Consider the following 17,691-nt stretch of genomic DNA (forward strand, 5'->3'; position numbering starts at 1 on the left):
CACTCAGCTCGCCGGGGTTGTGCCGCCGTCCGGGCCCGCAGGGCCGGCGCGGCGATCCCCTGTCGCGGCAAATGATAGCGAGACTTGCGCGCCGGCCACATGCCCGTCACCCATGCGGTTGTTCAGTTCCACACGGGCGCCATGCTCGTCCGCAATTTTCTTGACCACGGCCAGTCCCAGGCCGGTGCCTTTGCTCTTGGTTGTGACGTAAGGCTCGAAAGCCCGCTTGAGAATGGGGTCCGCGAAGCCCGGGCCGCTGTCCTGCACGATCAGCCGCACGCGCTGGCCCGAGTCGGACATGCGGGTGCGAATGAGCACGGGCGGCAGATTCGGGGCCTGCGCCATGCCCTCGGTGGCGTCCTGCGCGTTTTGCAACAGGTTGTGAATCACCTGCCGCAGCTGCTGCGCATCGCCCAGGATGGGTGGGCAGCGCGGGTCCAGTTCGGCCTGCACGGGGACCTTGGCGTTCTCGCTGCCATAGAGCTGCAGCACGTCGCTGACCAGGGCGTTGAGGTCCACGGGCTTGAGTTCGGCGGCGGGCAGGCGCGCGTAGTCGCGGAATTCATTGACCAGCCGCTTCATCGCGTCGACCTGATCGACGATGGTGCGCACCGACTTGCTGAGCACGGCCTCTTCAGGAGAGTCCAGCTTGCCTGCGAGCTTCATGGCCAGGCGCTCGGCCGAGAGCTGGATGGGCGTGAGCGGATTCTTGATCTCGTGCGCCAGCCGGCGCGCCACCTCGCCCCAGGCCTGCGCGCGCTGGGCCGAGACGATTTCGGAGATGTCGTCCAGCACCAGCAGCCGAAGGGCGCCGGGCAGGCGGGCGCCGCGCGCCACGATGCTCACCGCGTCGTGGGCCACACCGCCGCCGCGGGCGTGCAGTTCGAAGGCGTGCTGCCAATGGTCCAGGCCATGCTGGGCAGCGTCGGACTCGAAGTCTTCGAAGCGCTGCTGCACCGCCAGCGCAAACTCGGCCAGGCCCGGCACTTCGGCCAGCGGCTTGCCCTCGAAGGCGGCCACGGGCGCGCGCAGCACGCGCGTGGCGCCGGGGTTGGTCGACATGATCGCGCCGCCCGAATCGAGCACCATCACGCCTGCCGTGAGGTTGTCCTGGATGGTCTGCAGGTTGGCGCGCGCAGCGTCCAGTTCGCGCAGGCTGCGCTCCACTGCCATGCGTGCATCGGCCAGCTGCTGCGTCATGTCGGCGAAGGATCGCGTGAGGCCGCCCAGCTCGTCGCGCCCCTGAAAGACGGGCGTGGGCCGCAGGTCGCCTGCGGCCACCTGGCGCACCCCTTCGGCCAGCACCAGCAGCGGGCGCGCGAGCTGGTTGCCGAACAGCACCGCCAGCAGCACCGCCCCGAACACGGCCAGGAACAGGCACAGCGTCAGGGTGCCGATGTACATGCGCCTCAGGCCTTCGCGCGCCACGGCGCGCTCCTGGTATTCGCGGTTGGCCTCCTGCACGGCCAGCGCATTGCTGACCACGGCCGAAGGCAGCGGCTGGCTGATCTGCAGATAGCGCGGCTCGCTGCCCACCAGTTCGAAACCCGGGCGCGGCACCTGGGCCAGCGCCTTGATGCTGGGCATCACCGACGGGCCGCCGGGCGTGGCGGCCTCATCGAGCCCTTCGACGAAGGCCAGCGCGCGGTCCACGCGCACCTGCCGCAACTGCTGCAGGCCGGGCCGGTCGGGCGTGAGCTCGAAGCGCGAGGAACCGGCCATGGCGATGAGCTGCCCATTGGAGCTCCAGAGCACGGCGTTGCTCGCGCCCAGCTGCGCGCGCAGCCGATCCAGCGCCAGCGCGGCGCCGGCATCGGGCACCTGCGACATCTGGATGCCCGCCACGCGCGCCTTGTTGGCCAGGTCGTCGGTCAGTGAATCGAGCGTGGCGCGCCCCAGGTTCAGGCCCGCATCCAGCGCGCCTTCCACCTTCACGTCGAACCAGCTTTCGATGGAGCGCGAGACGAACTGGTAGGACACCGTGTAGACCAGGATGCCCGGCACCACGCCCACCAGCGCGAAGATGGCCGCCAGCTTGACCAGCAGCCGGCTGCCGAACTTGCCCTGGCGCAGCCGGCGCCACAGCCGCAGCGCCATCCAGCCGATGACCAGCATCAGCAGACCGGCCACGACCATGTTGAGGGTGAACAGCCGCGCGTAGTTGCGTTCGTAGAGCGCGCGGTTGTTGGTGGCCTGGGCCAGCATGAAGATCAGCACCAGGCCGATGCCGGCCATGGTGGCAATGCCCACGCCCACACCCCAGCGCACGCCTCGCGAACGACGCGGGGCGAGCGCGCTGCTCAAGGCTGGACCTCCACCTGCAGCCGCGCCGACTGCTCCACGGCCAGGTCCCAGCCCGACTGCCCCATCAGCCCGATCTGGAAGGGCCGCGGCAGTTGCGAGGTGTCGAGCCGGAAGCGGAACACGACGGGCTGCTCGCGCTCCTCGCCGATCTCGCGCGCATCGCCCAGGCGCAGGCGGCCGATGCGGCCCACGGCGTCCAGCGCCTGCTGCAGGGTGTCGAAGTTCTGGTTCAGCGTGACGCCGGCCACGGCGCTGGAGATGGGCACGGGCGAGACGCTGAGCCGCCAGCGCCGCGTGAGCGGCTGGTAGGCCAGCCGCATGTGCCGCGTGCCGTGCGCCACGCGCTGGTTCAGCCAGTACCAGCGTTCGCGGATGATTTCGGCCTCGGCCACGAAGTGCAGCGCGATGCCCTTGTCGAGCACGTCCTGCACCGCCTCGGGCAAGGCCAGGCGCAGCACCGCGCTGAGGTAGAGCTCGTCGCCCGTGCGCTCCAGCCGCATCTGGGCCAGCACGGCATCCTGCGCCTGCGCGCCCTGCGCGGGCAGCAGCAAAGCCGCGCCCAGACCCAGGCCCATGCTCAGAAGGCGCCGGCGCTGCAAATCCATGCCTTCAGGCGGGTGGCTTTTGCAGCAGGGCGTAGAAGAAGCCGTCGTGCTCACCCAATGCATTGTCCGGGAGGCCGCGCGCGCCACCGCCGCCCTGGGGCAGCAAATGGCCGGGCGAAGGCAGCAGGCGGGCCCTGCTGTTGCGCGCAAGAAACGCTTCGATCTGCTGCTCGCCCTCTTCACGGAACACCGAACAGGTGCAGTACAGCAGGCGCCCACCAGGCCGCACCGTGGGCCACAGGGCCTCCAGCAGCATCGACTGCTGCACGGCCAGTTGCTGCACATCGCTTTCGCGGCGCAGCCAGCGCACGTCGGGATGGCGGCGCACGATGCCCGACGCCGTGCAGGGCGCATCCAGCAGCACGCCGTCGAAGAAGCGGCCGTCCCACCAGTCCTGCGTGCGCGCGGCGTCGGCCACCTTCACCTGCGCGCTCAGGCCCAGGCGGCCCAGCGTGTCGTCGATGCGGCGCGCGCGCTGCGCATCGACCTCCAGGGCCAGCACTTCGGCCGGGCCCTGCACGCGCTCGAGCAGATGGGCCGTCTTGCCGCCGGGTGCGGCGCAGGCATCGAGCAGGCGCAGCGGCGCGCCGGGCTGCGCGCTCTGCAGGCCTTCGAGCAGCAGCGGTGCGGCCAGTTGCGCCGCCGCATCCTGCACCGAGAATTCGCCCGCATCGAAGCCCGGCAGGCGCTGCACCGGCCGGGCCTGCGCCAGTTGCAGACCCGATTCAGCCACGCGCCGCGCCGCGATGCCCTGTGCGGCCAGCGCGGGCAGGTAGGCGTCCACACGCGTGCGCCGCGCGTTGATGCGCAGCGTCAGCGGCGCGGCGCCGTTGTCGGCTTCGAGCACGCGCTGCCAGGCCCGGGGGTGGTCCTTTCGCACGCGCTCGATCCACCAGCGCGGGTGGTTCCACAGGGCCACGGGCTCATGGGCGGTGGCGGCCAGCAGCTCTTCGCGCTCGCGCAGAAAACGGCGCAGGCAGGCATTGATGAAACTGGCCTGCGCGCGCGTGCCGGGCTGGCGCTTGGCGGCCTCCACCGTCTGGTCGACCAGGGTGAAGGGCTCATAGGGCGACAGCGCCGGGTCCCAGCCCAGGGCCAGGGCAGCGCACAGCAGGGCATCGGCGGCGGGCGGCGGCGTGCGCGCGGCCAGTCGGCGGCGCAGCGCCTCGCCACGGCCCCACCAGCGCAGCGCCTGAAAGACCAGGGCCTGCACGCCAGGGCGCAGGCCGGCATCGACACGCTCCAGTGCGGCCGTGGCAGAGCTGCCGCCGCGCACGGCCGCCAGCACGCCGGCGGCCTGCTGCAACTGCTGCCACAACGGGGGGGCCAGGGGAGATGAAGGCGAATGAACGCCCGGGACGGAAGCTTCGGACAAGATGTGGGAATGTTAAGCGCTGCGTGCTGCGCCGCCGCATATGGGCGCACGCCCTTCAGGGACTGGCGAAGGCCGACGGCGCGTCAGTACAGCGGCGCGGCAGCGCGCCAGCGAAAGACCCAGGCCAGCAGGGCGGCCGGGAACTGCGAGATGGCCGCGTTGTATTGCGCCACGGCGTTGTTGAACTGGGCGCGCTTGATCTCGATGAGCGCCGTGGGTTCGGGCCAGCCCAGCGGCACGACCTCGTCGCTGCTCGAACGCCCGCCCGCCGGCAGCAAGGGCGCGGGCCTGGACAAGGTGCCGTCGGCCGCGAAGGCGATGACCGATTCGGGATGCAGCCGCTCCCACGCGCCCAGCATCACATGCAAGGCGGTGCGCAGCGCGGCCATGGCCTCGGGCTCGAGGGGCCGGGCGCGGGTGGCATCCAGCATGGCCAGCAACTGGGCGTTGGCGGCCTGCATGGAACCCAGCTCGGCGCGGGTCCATGCGCCTTGCGGCGGCGGCGCGTCGCCCGGCTCGGCCTTCAGCTGCCCGGCCAGCGCCTGCTGCTGGAGCGCCACCTGGCCCTGCACATAGTCGATCTGGCGCATCACCAGCGCGTCGAGCGCGCCATAGGCCTGCACGGCGGCCGAGCGCAGCCGCACCAGCCGGTTGTGGGCCCCCACGAACCAGAACAGCAGCACGGCCGCCAGGCCCCACATCAGCAGCGATTCGATCCACGCCTTCATTTCCCTGCCCTCCTCGGTCAATGGCACACCCAACGTCTTCTTGTTCGCCTGTTCCTCGCGCCCGCCTGCACCCGGCGTGCATGTGGCAACGCCCTCCTCCGGTGACCCGGAAGGAGGGCGTTGAAAGGCCGTTCATGCACGGCTTTGCTCAGGCGGCGTCAGCATGACGCCGGGCGCCTTTCACTCGGCGTCCGCACCTTCGCTGGTGACGGTCGCAGCGGCTTCCGGATCGGCGGAGGCTGCCAGCTCGGCGGCTTCCGCGTCGGCGATCGCGCGGCGCTCGGCCTCGTCCATCGCGTCCTTGGCCTTGCGTGCCTGGTGGTAGGCCAGGCCCGTGCCGGCGGGGATCAGACGACCCACGATCACGTTTTCCTTCAGGCCGCGCAGCTCGTCGCGCTTGCCCATGATGGCGGCTTCGGTCAGCACGCGCGTGGTTTCCTGGAAGGAAGCCGCGGAGATGAACGAATCCGTGGACAGCGAGGCCTTGGTGATGCCCAGCAGCAGGTTGGTGTACGTGGCGGGGATCTTGTCCTCCGAGCGCAGGCGGTCGTTGGTGTCGAGCATTTCCGAACGCTCGACCTGCTCGCCCTGGATGTAGCCCGAATCGCCGGCGTTCTCGACCACGACGCGGCGCAGCATCTGGCGAACGATCACCTCGATGTGCTTGTCGTTGATCTTCACGCCCTGCAGACGGTACACGTCCTGGACTTCGTCCACGATGTAGCGCGCGAGTTCTTCCGAACCCAGCAGGCGCAGGATGTCCTGCGGATCGGCCGGGCCGTCGACCACGGATTCGCCCTTGTTCACCACCTGGCCTTCGTGCACCAGGATGTTCTTTTCCTTGGGCACGAGCTCTTCCCAGACCTTGCCTTCGGGGTCGGTGATCTGCAGGCGGATCTTGCCCTTGGTCTCCTTGCCGAAGGACACCGTGCCGGTCATTTCTGCCAGCAGGCCCTTGTCCTTGGGCGAACGCGCCTCGAACAGTTCGGCCACGCGCGGCAGACCGCCGGTGATGTCGCGGGTCTTCTGGCCTTCCATCGGGATGCGGGCCAGCACTTCGCCGGGGCCCACGTCCTGACCGTCACGCACCTGGATCAGCGCGCCAACCTGGAAGCCGATGGTCACCGAGTGGTCGGTGCCGGGGATCTTGACTTCCTTGCCCTCGGCGTCGAGCAGCTTGACCTGCGGACGCACGACCTTGGCTGCACCACGACGCTTGGGATCGATCACCACCAGCGTGGACAGACCGGTCACTTCGTCGACCTGCTTGGCCACCGTGACGCCTTCCTCGACGTTCTCGAAGCGCACCTGACCGGCGAACTCCGTGATGATCGGGCGGGTCAGCGGATCCCAGTTGGCCAGCACGTGGCCGGCCTTGATCTGCTGGTCGGCCTTCACCGTCAGCGTGGCGCCGTACGGCACCTTGTGGCGCTCGCGCTCGCGGCCGTGTTCGTCCTGGATCACGATCTCGCCCGAACGCGCGATCACGACCAGCTCGCCCTTGCTGTTGGTCACGTAGCGCATCGTGGCGTTGAAGCCGATCACGCCGTTGGACTTGGCTTCCACGCTGGAGGCCACAGCCGCGCGCGAAGCCGCACCACCGATGTGGAAGGTACGCATGGTCAGCTGCGTGCCGGGTTCGCCGATGGACTGTGCAGCGATCACGCCCACGGCCTCACCCACGTTCACCAGACCGCCGCGGCCCAGGTCGCGGCCATAGCACTTGGCGCACAGACCGAAGCGCGTGCCGCAGGTCAGGGCCGTGCGCACCTTCACTTCGTCCACGCCGGCCGTTTCCAGCACTTCGATGGCGTCTTCGTCCAGCATCGCGCCGGCCTCGAGCACCACGGAGCGGTTCTCGGGGTGCAGCACGTCCTCGGCCGCGGTACGGCCCAGGATGCGGTCGCGCAGCGATTCGATGACTTCACCGCCTTCGACGATGGCGCGCATGTGCGTGCCGTCAGCCGTGCCGCAATCGTTCTCGGTCACCACCAGATCCTGCGTCACGTCCACCAGACGGCGGGTCAGGTAACCCGAGTTCGCCGTCTTCAGTGCCGTGTCGGCCAGGCCCTTGCGGGCACCGTGGGTGGAGATGAAGTACTCCAGCACGTTCAGGCCTTCGCGGAAGTTGGCCGTGATGGGCGTCTCGATGATCGAGCCGTCGGGCTTGGCCATCAGGCCGCGCATGCCGGCCACCTGGCGGATCTGCGCCGCGGAGCCGCGGGCGCCCGAATCGGCCATCATGTAGATGGAGTTGAAGGACTCCTGGTCCACTTCCTTGCCGTTGCGGTCGATGACCTTCTGCTTGGACAGCTGGGCCATCATCACCTTGGAGACGGCGTCACCCGCACGGCCCCAGATGTCCACGACCTTGTTGTAGCGCTCGCCCGAGGTCACCAGACCCGAGACGTACTGCTGCTCGATCTCCTTCACTTCGCGCGAAGCGTCGTCGATGATCTTCTGCTTCTCCGGCGGCACCAGCATGTCGTCGATGGCGATGGAGATACCGGCCTTGGTGGCCAGGCGGAAGCCGTTTTGCAGCAGCTTGTCGGCGAAGACCACGGTCTCCTTCAGGCCGCACTTGCGGAAGGAGGCGTTGATCAGCTTGCTGATCTCCTTCTTCTTCAGGGCCTTGTTCATGTTGGAGAAGGCCAGCCCCTTGGGCAGGATCTCCGACAGCAGGGCACGACCGACGGTGGTGTCCACCAGCGAGGTCGAGGGCTCCCACTCGTTGCTGTCCTTGTTCTTGTTCCACTCGGTGATGCGAACCGCCACCTTGGAGGTCAGCTCGACCACGCCCGCGTCGAGCGCGCGCTGCACTTCACCCAGGTCGGAGAACACCAGGCCTTCACCCTTGCCGTTGATGCGGTCGCGGGTGGTGTAGTACAGGCCCAGCACCACGTCCTGCGAAGGCACGATGGAGGGCTCGCCGGAGGCCGGGAACAGCACGTTGTTGGAGGCCAGCATCAGCGTGCGGGCTTCCATCTGCGCTTCCACCGACAGCGGCACGTGGACAGCCATCTGGTCGCCGTCGAAGTCGGCGTTGAAGGCCGCGCAAACCAGCGGGTGCAGCTGGATGGCCTTGCCTTCGATCAGGATCGGCTCGAAGGCCTGGATGCCCAGACGGTGCAGCGTGGGCGCGCGGTTCAGCAGAACCGGGTGCTCCTTGATCACCTCTTCCAGGATGTCCCAGACCACGGGCGTGCCCGATTCCACTTCCTTCTTCGCCGCCTTGATGGTGGTGGCGATGCCCATGGCTTCCAGGCGCGAGAAGATGAAAGGCTTGAACAGCTCCAGGGCCATCAGCTTGGGCAGGCCGCACTGGTGCAGCTTGAGCGTCGGGCCCACGGTGATCACGGAACGGCCCGAGTAGTCGACGCGCTTGCCCAGCAGGTTCTGGCGGAAGCGGCCGCTCTTGCCCTTGATCATGTCGGCCAGCGATTTCAGGGCGCGCTTGTTCGCGCCCGTCATGGCCTTGCCACGGCGGCCGTTGTCCAGCAGCGAATCGACGGCTTCCTGCAGCATCCGCTTTTCGTTGCGCGCGATGATTTCCGGAGCCTTCAGCTCCAGCAGGCGGCGCAGACGCGAGTTGCGGTTGATGACGCGGCGGTACAGGTCGTTCAGGTCGGAGGTGGCGAAGCGGCCGCCGTCCAGCGGCACCAGCGGACGCAGGTCCGGCGGCAGCACGGGCAGCACGTTCAGCACCATCCACTCGGGCTTGATGCCCGACTTGCGGAAGGCTTCCAGCACCTTCAGGCGCTTGGAGTTCTTCTTGACCTTGACTTCGGAGCCGGTCAGGTCGCCGCGCAGGCGCTCGATCTCGGTGTCGAGCTCGATGCTTTCCAGCAGGTCCTTGATGCCCTCGGCGCCCATCTTGGCGATGAACTCGTCACCGTATTCGGTGCGCTTCGCGTCGTAGTCGTCCTCGGTCATGATGCTGAACTTCTTCAGCGGGGTCATGCCGGGGTCGGTCACCACGTAGGCTTCGAAATACAGCACGCGCTCGATGTCGCGCAGCGTCATGTCGAGCACCAGGCCCAGACGCGACGGCAGCGACTTCAGGAACCAGATGTGGGCGCAGGGCGCGGCCAGGTCGATGTGGCCCATGCGCTCGCGGCGCACCTTGGTCTGCGTGACTTCAACGCCGCACTTCTCGCAGATCACACCGCGGTGCTTCAGGCGCTTGTACTTGCCGCACAGGCACTCGTAGTCCTTGATGGGGCCGAAGATCTTGGCGCAGAACAGGCCATCGCGCTCGGGCTTGAAAGTCCGGTAGTTGATGGTCTCGGGCTTCTTCACCTCGCCGAAAGACCACGAGCGGATCTTCTCGGGCGAAGCCATGCCGATCTTGATGGCATCGAAATGCTCATCAGGCGTGAATTGCTTGAACAGGTCGAGTAGCGACTTCATAAGACTCTTTCCTCTTCTTCCTGATTACGAACGCTCGAGCTCGATGTCGAGACCCAGCGAACGGATTTCCTTGACCAGCACGTTGAACGACTCCGGCATGCCGGCTTCGATGGCGTGTTCGCCCTTGACGATGTTTTCGTACACCTTGGTGCGGCCCTGCACGTCGTCGGACTTGACGGTGAGCATTTCCTGCAGCACGTAGGAAGCGCCATAGGCTTCCAGCGCCCACACTTCCATTTCCCCGAAACGCTGACCGCCGAACTGCGCCTTGCCGCCCAGCGGCTGCTGCGTGACCAGCGAGTACGGGCCGGTGGAGCGGGCGTGCATCTTGTCGTCCACCAGGTGATGCAGCTTCAGGAAGTGCATGTAGCCCACAGTGGTCGGGCGGTCGAAGGGCTCACCCGTGCGGCCGTCGATCAGGTACGCCTGCGTGCGCGTCTCGGTCAGGCCCTTGGCCTTGGCGATCTCGTCCGGGAAGGCCAGCTTCAGCATCGCGCGGATTTCCTCTTCCGAGGCACCGTCGAACACCGGCGTGGCGAAGGGCACACCGCTTTGCAGGTTGTGCGCCATCTCCAGTACTTCGGTGTCGGTCAGCTGTTCCAGCTTTTCCTTGCGGCCCGTGCTGTTGTAGAACTGGTCCAGGAACTGGCGCAGCTCAGCCACCTTGGCTTCCTGCTGCAGCAGGTCGCCGATGCGCTGGCCGATGCCCTTGCCGGCCCAGCCCAGGTGCACTTCCAGCACCTGGCCCACGTTCATCCGCGAGGGCACGCCCAGCGGGTTCAAGCAGATGTCGCACGGCGTGCCGTCGGCCATGTGGGGCATGTCCTCGACCGGAACGATCTTGGACACCACACCCTTGTTGCCGTGACGGCCGGCCATCTTGTCGCCAGGCTGCAGGCGGCGCTTGACGGCCAGGTAGACCTTGACCATCTTGAGCACGCCCGCGGGCAGCTCGTCGCCCTGCGTGAGCTTCTTGCGCTTTTCTTCGAAAGCCAGGTCGAAGCTGTGGCGCTGCTGCTCGATCGAATTCTTGATCGATTCGAGCTGGGCGGCGACTTCGTCTTCGGCCGGACGGATGTCGAACCAGTGGAACTTCTCCACCGACGACAGGTAGGCCTTGTCGATCTTGCTGCCCTTGGCCAGCTTGTTCGGGCCGCCGTTGGCGGTCTTGCCGGTCAGCAGCTTCTCGATGCGGTCGAAGGCGTCGGCCTCGACGATGCGCAGCTGGTCGTTCAGGTCCAGGCGGAAGCGCTTGAGTTCATCGTCGATGATCTGCTGGGCGCGCTTGTCGCGCTGAATGCCTTCGCGCGTGAAGACCTGCACGTCGATGACGGTGCCCGAAGAGCCCTGGTCCACGCGCAGCGAGGTGTCCTTCACGTCGGAAGCCTTCTCGCCGAAGATGGCGCGCAGCAGCTTCTCTTCAGGCGTCAGCGTGGTCTCACCCTTGGGCGTGACCTTGCCCACCAGCGTGTCGCCGGGTTGCACTTCGGCGCCCACGTAGATGATGCCGGACTCATCCAGGCGGTTGAGCTGCTGCTCGGCCAGGTTCGGGATGTCGCGCGTGATTTCTTCGGCGCCCAGCTTCGTGTCGCGGGCCATCACCACCAGCTCCTCGATGTGGATCGAGGTGTAGCGGTCGTCGGCCACCACGCGTTCGGAGATCAGGATCGAGTCTTCGAAGTTGTAGCCGTTCCAGGGCATGAAGCCGATCAGCATGTTCTGGCCGATGGCGATCTCGCCCAGGTCGGTCGAGGCGCCGTCGGCGATCACGTCGCCCTTAGCGATCTTGTCGCCGCGCTTGACGATCGGACGCTGGTGGATGTTGGTGTTCTGGTTGGAACGCTGGTACTTGATGAGGTTGTAGATGTCCACACCCACTTCGCCGGCCTGCGCTTCCGCATCGTTCACGCGCACCACCACGCGGGTGGCATCCACGTAGTCCACCACACCGCCACGGGTGGCGGTGACGACGGTGCCCGAGTCCACGGCGGCCACGCGCTCGATGCCGGTGCCCACGAAAGGCTTTTCCGGACGCAGCACGGGCACGGCCTGACGCGACATGTTGGCGCCCATCAGTGCGCGGTTCGCATCGTCGTGCTCCAGGAAGGGCACCAGCGAGGCGGCCACCGACACGATCTGCGCGGGCGACACGTCCATGTACTGGATGCGTTCGGCGCTGACCAGGATGGATTCGCCGGCTTCACGGGCCGACACCAGGTCGCCCGTGAGCTTGCCGTCCTTGTCGAGCTGCGCGTTGGCCTGGGCGATGACGTACTTGCCTTCCTCGATGGCCGACAGGTAGTCGATCTCGCTCGTCACCTTGCCGTCGACCACGCGACGGTACGGCGTTTCGATGAAGCCGTACTCGTTGAGGCGGGCGTACAGGGCCAGCGAGTTGATCAGGCCGATGTTCGGGCCTTCAGGCGTTTCGATCGGGCAGACGCGGCCATAGTGCGTGACGTGCACGTCGCGCACTTCGAAGCCGGCACGCTCGCGCGTCAGACCGCCCGGGCCCAGGGCCGAGACGCGGCGCTTGTGCGTGATTTCGGCCAGCGGGTTGGTCTGGTCCATGAACTGCGACAGCTGCGAGGCGCCGAAGAATTCCTTCAGGGCGGCCGAGATCGGCTTGCTGTTGATCAGGTCATGCGGCATCAGCGGCTCTTGCTCGGCCTGGCCCAGACGTTCCTTGACGGCCTTCTCGATGCGGGCCAGACCGGTGCGGTACTGGTTCTCGGCCAGCTCGCCCACGCAACGCACGCGGCGGTTGCCCAGGTGGTCGATGTCGTCGACTTCGCCGCGGCCGTTGCGCAGATCCACCAGGATCTTCACCACCGACAGGATGTCTTCGTTGCTCAGCACCATCGGGCCGGTCGCTTCGTCGCGGCCGATCTTGGCGTTGAACTTCATGCGGCCCACGCGCGAGAGGTCGTAGGTGTCCGGGTTGTAGAACAGGCGCTGGAACAGGGCCTGCACCGCGTCTTCCGTCGGCGGCTCGCCGGGGCGCATCATGCGGTAGATGGCGACGCGCGCAGCGAACTCGTCGGCGGTTTCGTCGATGCGCAGGGTCTGGCTGATGTAGGCGCCCTGGTCGAGTTCGTTCGTGTAGATGGCCTGGACGTCCTGCACGCCCGAGGTGCGCAGCTTCTTGAGCAGCGCTTCGGTCAGCTCGTCGTTGGCCTTGGCCAGCACCTCGCCCGTGTCGGGGTCGATGATGTTGCGGGCCAGCACGCGGCCGATCAGGAAGTCTTCAGGCACGCTCACATGCGTGGTGCCCGACTGCTCGAGTTCGCGCGTGTGGCGCGCAGTGATGCGCTTGTCCTTGGCGACCACCACCTTGCCCGACTTGTCGGTGATGTCGAAACGCGCGACTTCGCCGCGCAGGCGCTCGGAGACGAACTCCATCTGCGCGCCGCTGTCCATCAGGCGGAAGTTGTCGTTGACGAAGAAGTTCGCCAGGATCGATTCCGGGTTCAGGCCGATGGCCTTGAGCAGGATCGTGACCGGCATCTTGCGGCGACGGTCGACGCGGAAGTACAGGATGTCCTTCGGGTCGAATTCGAAGTCCAGCCAGGAGCCGCGGTAGGGGATCACGCGGGCCGAGAACAACAGCTTGCCCGAGCTGTGCGTCTTGCCCTTGTCGTGCTCGAAGAACACGCCCGGCGAACGGTGCAGCTGCGAGACGATCACGCGCTCCGTGCCGTTGACGATGAAGGAGCCCTTGTCGGTCATCAGGGGCACTTCGCCCATGTAGACCTCTTGCTCCTTGACTTCCTTGACCACCTTGGACTGCGAGGTCGACGACTCGCGGTCATAGATGATCAATTGCACCTTGGCGCGCACGGCCGAGGCAAAGGTCAGGCCGCGGGTCTGGCATTCGCGCACGTCGAAGGCCGGCTTCGACAGGTTGTACTCCAGGAACTTCATCTCCACGTAGCCGTTGTGGGAGACGATGGGGAAGGCGGCGTTGAAGGCGGCCTGCAGGCCTTCGTCAGCGCGTTTTTGCGGTGCCACGTTGGCCTGCAGGAAGGCGGTGTACGCGTCCTTCTGCATCTGCAGCAGATAGGGAATTTCGACGACGCTGTCGCGGTTGCCGAAGCTTTTGCGGATGCGCTTGCGTTCGGTGTAACTGTAGGTCGATGCTTGGGCCATGAGAGCTCCGGGGCTTGAGATCATCAGCGACTAGGGTCAGCAACGCGGTCAGCGTTCCTGCTTGGCGGCTGGCCACTACCAGCCGATGGCGGACGGCGATGCATTGCACATCGCCCGAACCAAGGGGTCTTCTGCAGTCGGGGTCAGAAGACACTCAAAAGCCGTCTCGGATCTTGTTTTCCGTCGACCTGCGGTCTGCGGGAAAGCCGGCATCCGAGCCGGTTTTTGGGTGCGCTCTGAAAGCGGCAAAGGCTGGAAGGCCCTTGCGGGCACTTCCAGCCTTGGAAGGAGGCTGAATTACTTCAGTTCCACCTTGGCGCCAGCTTCTTCCAGCTTCTTCTTGGCGGCTTCGGCGTCTGCCTTCGGCAGGCCTTCCTTGACGGCCTTGGGAGCGGCTTCCACCAGGTCCTTGGCTTCCTTCAGGCCCAGGCCGGTGATTTCGCGCACGGCCTTGATGACCGACACCTTGTTCGCGCCGGCATCGGCCAGCACGACGTTGAACTCGGTCTTTTCTTCAGCGGCCGGGGCAGCAGCGCCGCCGCCAGCAGCGGGAGCAGCCATGGCGGCTGCGCTCACGCCGAACTTCTCTTCGATGGCCTTGACCAGGTCGTTGAGTTCGAGGACGGTCATGCTGTCCAGCGCCGTCAGGAATGCGTCTTTATCGAATGCCATTTTGATTTCCTAAAACTGTTGGGTTGTGTGCCGCTTGATCGCTCGATCAGGCTGCGGCGGCTTCGGCTGCGGGCTCTTCTGCCACAGCGCCTTCGCCCTTCTTGGCCGCCAGCGCGCCCAGCACCACGGCCGTGCGCGAGATCGGGGACATCAGCAGGCCACACAGTTGGGCCAGCAGGACTTCCTTGGAAGGGATGTTCGCCAGTTGCTTCACGCCGTCGGCATCCAGGGCCTTGCCACCGAAAGCGCCACCGCGAATCACCAACTTGTCGTTGGTCTTCGCGAAGTCGGCCACCACCTTGGCGGCGGCCACAGCGTCTTCGGAGAAGCCATAGATGAGCGGGCCGGTCATCTGGTCGCCGACGACTTCGAATGCGCTGCCAGCCACCGCACGGCGGGCCAGGGTGTTCTTCAGAACACTCAGGCTCACGCCTTGGGCGCGGGCGTTGTTGCGCAGACGGGTCATGTCAGCCACCGTGATGCCACGGTATTCCGCCATCACGAGCGTTTGAGCTTTAGCGGCGAGGTCGGTCACTTCTGCGATGACCGCTTCTTTCTCACTGCGATTCAGACTCAAGGTCTACTCCTTATCAATGCTGCCCGGCCCGAAAAGGCACAGGCAGCGCCTTCATGCAGCGACCAACTGTTTCGGAACTCGCATTCCTTGCAGCGGGATCGCCATCTGCGCTGGCCGGCATCCGTGCCCCTTGCGGGAGGATGCCGATTAAGGATGGCGAACCATCCACCAGCGGTCTTGGATGGCCCGATGCGGCTTGCGCTGCACCGACCCACCACATTCGCCCGCCAGCGCCCTTCTCAGAACACTGGCGAGCCAATCACTTCAGCCTCAGGCCTGCGAGATGGTCTGCGTGTCCACGCGGACACCCACACCCATCGTCGAGGACACGGCCACCTTGCGCAGGTACACGCCCTTGCTCGAGGCCGGCTTGGCCTTGTTCAGCGCGTCGATCAGCGCAGCCAGGTTGCCTTGCAGCTTCTCGGCTTCGAACGAACGACGGCCGATGGTGCCGTGGATGATGCCGGCCTTGTCGACACGGAACTGCACCTGACCAGCCTTGGCGTTCTTCACGGCCTGGGCCACGTCGGGCGTCACGGTGCCAACCTTGGGGTTGGGCATCAGGCCACGCGGGCCCAGGATCTGGCCCAGCGTACCGACCACGCGCATTGCGTCGGGGGCAGCGATCACCACGTCGAAGGGCATGTCACCAGCCTTCACCATGGCAGCCAGATCGTCCATGCCGACGATGTCGGCGCCAGCGGCCTTGGCTTCCTCAGCCTTGGCACCCTGGGCGAACACAGCCACGCGCTTGGTCTTGCCGGTGCCGTTGGGCAGCACCACGGCGCCACGCACCACTTGGTCCGACTTCTTGGCGTCCACACCCAGCTGCACAGCCACGTCGATGGACTCATCGAACTTGGCGGTGGCGGCTTCCTTGACGATGGACAGGGCCTCGCTCAGGGGATACAGCTTGGTCGAATCAACCTTGCCTTCCAGTGCCTTGGCTTTTTTGGTCAGCTTGGCCATCTCACACACCCTCCACGTTCACGCCCATCGAGCGGGCCGAGCCGGCGATGGTGCGCACGGCAGCATCCAGATCCGCGGCCGTGAGGTCGGGCATCTTGGTCTTTGCGATCTCTTCGAGCTGAGCGCGCGAGATCTTGCCCACCTTGTCGGTGTGCGGACGGGCCGAGCCCTTGTCCAGCTTGATGGCTTTCTTGATCAGCGTCGTCGCCGGAGGCGTCTTGATGATGAAAGTGAAGCTCTTGTCCGCGAAGGCGGTGATCACCACCGGCAGCGGCAGACCGGGCTCGACGCCCTGGGTCTGGGCGTTGAACGCCTTGCAGAACTCCATGATGTTCAGGCCGCGCTGACCCAGCGCGGGACCGATCGGTGGCGAGGGGTTTGCCTTGCCAGCCGGCACTTGCAGCTTGATGAAGCCGACGATCTTCTTCGCCATGCTTTTCTCCTTGCGGGTGTTAACGCTGCGGCATCAAGCCACAGCTCCCCGGGGTTGACGACTCAAAGATACAAGGCACTGCCGAGTCGGGAAGCGGCGCCTCAAAGCGTGACGGCCACAGGCCGACACACGAAAAAGAATCAGGTTTTCTCGACCTCGGCGAAGGCCAGCTCCACCGGGGTTGCACGACCGAAGATCATGACCGACACGCGGACCTTGCTCTTCTCGTAGTTGACTTCCTCGACCGCGCCGTTGAAGTCGGTGAACGGGCCTTCCTTGACGCGCACGATCTCGCCAACCATGAACTCCACCTTGTGGCGGGGCTTCTCGGTGCCTTGCTGCATCTGGTTGACGATGTCCTCGACTTCCTTCTGGGAAATCGGAGCCGGGCGGTTCTTGGCGCCGCCCACAAAGCCCGTGACCTTGCTCGTGTGCTTGACCAGGTGCCAGCTCTCGTCGTCCATCACCATCTCGACCAGCACGTAGCCGGGGAAGAGGCGGCGCTCGGTGGTGCGCTTCTGGCCGTTCTTGACGTCCACCACTTCTTCGCTGGGCACGAGGATGCGACCGAACTTGGATTGCATGCCGGCGCGGTTGATGCGCTCGGTGATGTTGCGTTCCACAGCCTTTTCCATGCCCGAGTAGGCATGGACCACATACCAGCGCAGATCCGGATTGGCTGCAGGCTCCAGCGCCGACGCGGCGGTGTCCACGGTGTCGTTCATCACTTTCTCCAGCCCAGCAGGATGTCGTAGAACACCCACTCGATTGTCTTGTCCGTCACCCAGAGGAAGATGGCCATCACCACCACGAAGGCGAAGACGTAGGCCGTCATCTGCAGCGACTCCTTGCGCGTCGGCCAGACCACCTTCTTGACTTCACGCCAGGCGTCACGACCGAAGCCCCAGAGCCGACGGCCGCCCTCGGACACGGCGAACACACCCACGGCAGCCGCCAGCCCGATGATCAGCACCCCCCACTGGACGAGCGCGCCCCGGGAGCCCAACGCATAAAAGGCCGCAATCGCTGCGACCGCCAGCACAATGGCGCCTGCCAGCTTGGCCTTGTCCGCGCCGGTGCTGACCGTTTCGACTTGAGATGTAGCCATCGTCGGCTGTATTCCTGCGGCCGCTTGGCCTGGGTTCTGGCGCCCGATCCAGACGCCGAAGCCCGCCGGATCAGGGCGGGCTTGGGTTTCGATGCTTTTCCACCTTGGAGGTGGCAGGGGCAGTAGGAATCGAACCTACAACCTTCGGTTTTGGAGACCGACGCTCTGCCAATTGAGCTATACCCCTACGGCTTCATCGATCCACGCAGCGAAGCGCACCCGCGCTTCGCCACGCCTTCAAGCCTTATTCGAGGACCTTGGCCACCACGCCGGCGCCCACGGTGCGACCGCCTTCGCGGATGGCGAAGCGCAGGCCTTCTTCCATGGCAATCGGGGCGATCAGCTTGACGGTGATCGACAC

The 17,691-nt window shown here is 66.1% G+C and carries 13 protein-coding genes and 1 tRNA gene; all 14 read right to left on the reverse strand.

Features of this window, described 5'->3' with window-relative positions; all coding sequences use genetic code 11:
- Nucleotides 1-3 precede the first annotated feature (3 nt).
- On the reverse strand, nucleotides 4-2,235 hold the full coding sequence (locus tag PGB34_RS12230) for a sensor histidine kinase (protein WP_271428389.1): 2,232 nt from the start codon (nucleotides 2,233-2,235) through the stop codon (nucleotides 4-6).
- Between the two features lie 65 nt (nucleotides 2,236-2,300).
- On the reverse strand, nucleotides 2,301-2,909 hold the full coding sequence (locus PGB34_RS12235; protein ID WP_271428374.1) for a DUF4390 domain-containing protein: 609 nt from the start codon (nucleotides 2,907-2,909) through the stop codon (nucleotides 2,301-2,303).
- Between the two features lie 4 nt (nucleotides 2,910-2,913).
- Complete coding sequence (gene rsmB, locus PGB34_RS12240; RefSeq protein WP_271428390.1) at nucleotides 2,914-4,239, reverse strand: 16S rRNA (cytosine(967)-C(5))-methyltransferase RsmB; 1,326 nt, start codon at nucleotides 4,237-4,239, stop codon at nucleotides 2,914-2,916.
- A 128-nt stretch (nucleotides 4,240-4,367) separates the two neighbouring features.
- The gene (locus PGB34_RS12245; protein ID WP_271428375.1) at nucleotides 4,368-5,012 is read right to left on the reverse strand and encodes a LemA family protein; all 645 of its coding nucleotides are present in this window, start codon (nucleotides 5,010-5,012) and stop codon (nucleotides 4,368-4,370) included.
- Between the two features lie 180 nt (nucleotides 5,013-5,192).
- Nucleotides 5,193-9,422 carry a DNA-directed RNA polymerase subunit beta' gene (gene rpoC / locus PGB34_RS12250; protein WP_271428376.1) on the reverse strand — a complete coding sequence of 1,410 codons (4,230 nt, stop codon included), beginning with the start codon at nucleotides 9,420-9,422 and terminating at the stop codon, nucleotides 5,193-5,195.
- Nucleotides 9,423-9,446: 24 nt separating this feature from the next.
- Entirely contained in the window at nucleotides 9,447-13,571 is a 4,125-nt protein-coding gene (gene rpoB / locus PGB34_RS12255; RefSeq protein ID WP_271428377.1) for a DNA-directed RNA polymerase subunit beta, read from the reverse strand.
- 297 nt (nucleotides 13,572-13,868) lie between these two features.
- Nucleotides 13,869-14,243: a 50S ribosomal protein L7/L12 gene (gene rplL, locus PGB34_RS12260; RefSeq protein WP_225782413.1), complete on the reverse strand. Its 375-nt coding sequence runs from the start codon at nucleotides 14,241-14,243 to the stop codon at nucleotides 13,869-13,871.
- Nucleotides 14,244-14,289: 46 nt separating this feature from the next.
- Nucleotides 14,290-14,820 carry a 50S ribosomal protein L10 gene (rplJ, locus tag PGB34_RS12265; RefSeq protein ID WP_271428378.1) on the reverse strand — a complete coding sequence of 177 codons (531 nt, stop codon included), beginning with the start codon at nucleotides 14,818-14,820 and terminating at the stop codon, nucleotides 14,290-14,292.
- A gap of 270 nt (nucleotides 14,821-15,090) precedes the next feature.
- Entirely contained in the window at nucleotides 15,091-15,789 is a 699-nt protein-coding gene (gene rplA, locus PGB34_RS12270) for a 50S ribosomal protein L1 (RefSeq protein WP_271428379.1), read from the reverse strand.
- A 1-nt stretch (nucleotide 15,790) separates the two neighbouring features.
- Nucleotides 15,791-16,222, reverse strand: coding sequence for a 50S ribosomal protein L11 (rplK, locus tag PGB34_RS12275; RefSeq protein WP_271428380.1), 432 nt, complete (start codon nucleotides 16,220-16,222; stop codon nucleotides 15,791-15,793).
- A gap of 140 nt (nucleotides 16,223-16,362) precedes the next feature.
- On the reverse strand, nucleotides 16,363-16,947 hold the full coding sequence (nusG, locus tag PGB34_RS12280) for a transcription termination/antitermination protein NusG (RefSeq protein ID WP_271428381.1): 585 nt from the start codon (nucleotides 16,945-16,947) through the stop codon (nucleotides 16,363-16,365).
- Nucleotides 16,947-17,330, reverse strand: coding sequence for a preprotein translocase subunit SecE (gene secE / locus PGB34_RS12285; RefSeq protein WP_271428382.1), 384 nt, complete (start codon nucleotides 17,328-17,330; stop codon nucleotides 16,947-16,949). Before secE ends, nusG begins: the two co-directional genes overlap by 1 nt.
- Before the next feature lie 111 nt (nucleotides 17,331-17,441).
- Nucleotides 17,442-17,517: transfer RNA gene (locus PGB34_RS12290), tRNA-Trp, on the reverse strand.
- Nucleotides 17,518-17,574: 57 nt separating this feature from the next.
- A partial coding sequence (locus PGB34_RS12295; protein ID WP_456300866.1) for an EF-Tu C-terminal domain-related protein occupies nucleotides 17,575-17,691 on the reverse strand: 117 nt, incomplete at its 5' end.

Origin of the sequence: Xenophilus arseniciresistens, from assembly GCF_028023875.1 — a bacterium.
GTDB lineage: Bacteria > Pseudomonadota > Gammaproteobacteria > Burkholderiales > Burkholderiaceae_C > Xenophilus > Xenophilus arseniciresistens.

Excerpts from the sequence above, each read along its gene's own strand:
- PGB34_RS12230 (WP_271428389.1), bottom strand. The coding sequence starts at position 2,235 with ATGGCCGGCATCGGCCTGGTGCTGATCTTCATGCTGGCCCAGGCCACC.
- PGB34_RS12235 (WP_271428374.1), bottom strand. The coding sequence starts at position 2,909 with ATGGATTTGCAGCGCCGGCGCCTTCTGAGCATGGGCCTGGGTCTGGGC.
- PGB34_RS12245 (WP_271428375.1), bottom strand. The coding sequence starts at position 5,012 with ATGAAGGCGTGGATCGAATCGCTGCTGATGTGGGGCCTGGCGGCCGTG.
- rpoC (WP_271428376.1), bottom strand. The coding sequence starts at position 9,422 with ATGAAGTCGCTACTCGACCTGTTCAAGCAATTCACGCCTGATGAGCAT.
- rpoB (WP_271428377.1), bottom strand. The coding sequence starts at position 13,571 with ATGGCCCAAGCATCGACCTACAGTTACACCGAACGCAAGCGCATCCGC.
- rplL (WP_225782413.1), bottom strand. The coding sequence starts at position 14,243 with ATGGCATTCGATAAAGACGCATTCCTGACGGCGCTGGACAGCATGACC.
- rplA (WP_271428379.1), bottom strand. The coding sequence starts at position 15,789 with ATGGCCAAGCTGACCAAAAAAGCCAAGGCACTGGAAGGCAAGGTTGAT.
- rplK (WP_271428380.1), bottom strand. The coding sequence starts at position 16,222 with ATGGCGAAGAAGATCGTCGGCTTCATCAAGCTGCAAGTGCCGGCTGGC.
- nusG (WP_271428381.1), bottom strand. The coding sequence starts at position 16,947 with ATGAACGACACCGTGGACACCGCCGCGTCGGCGCTGGAGCCTGCAGCC.
- secE (WP_271428382.1), bottom strand. The coding sequence starts at position 17,330 with ATGGCTACATCTCAAGTCGAAACGGTCAGCACCGGCGCGGACAAGGCC.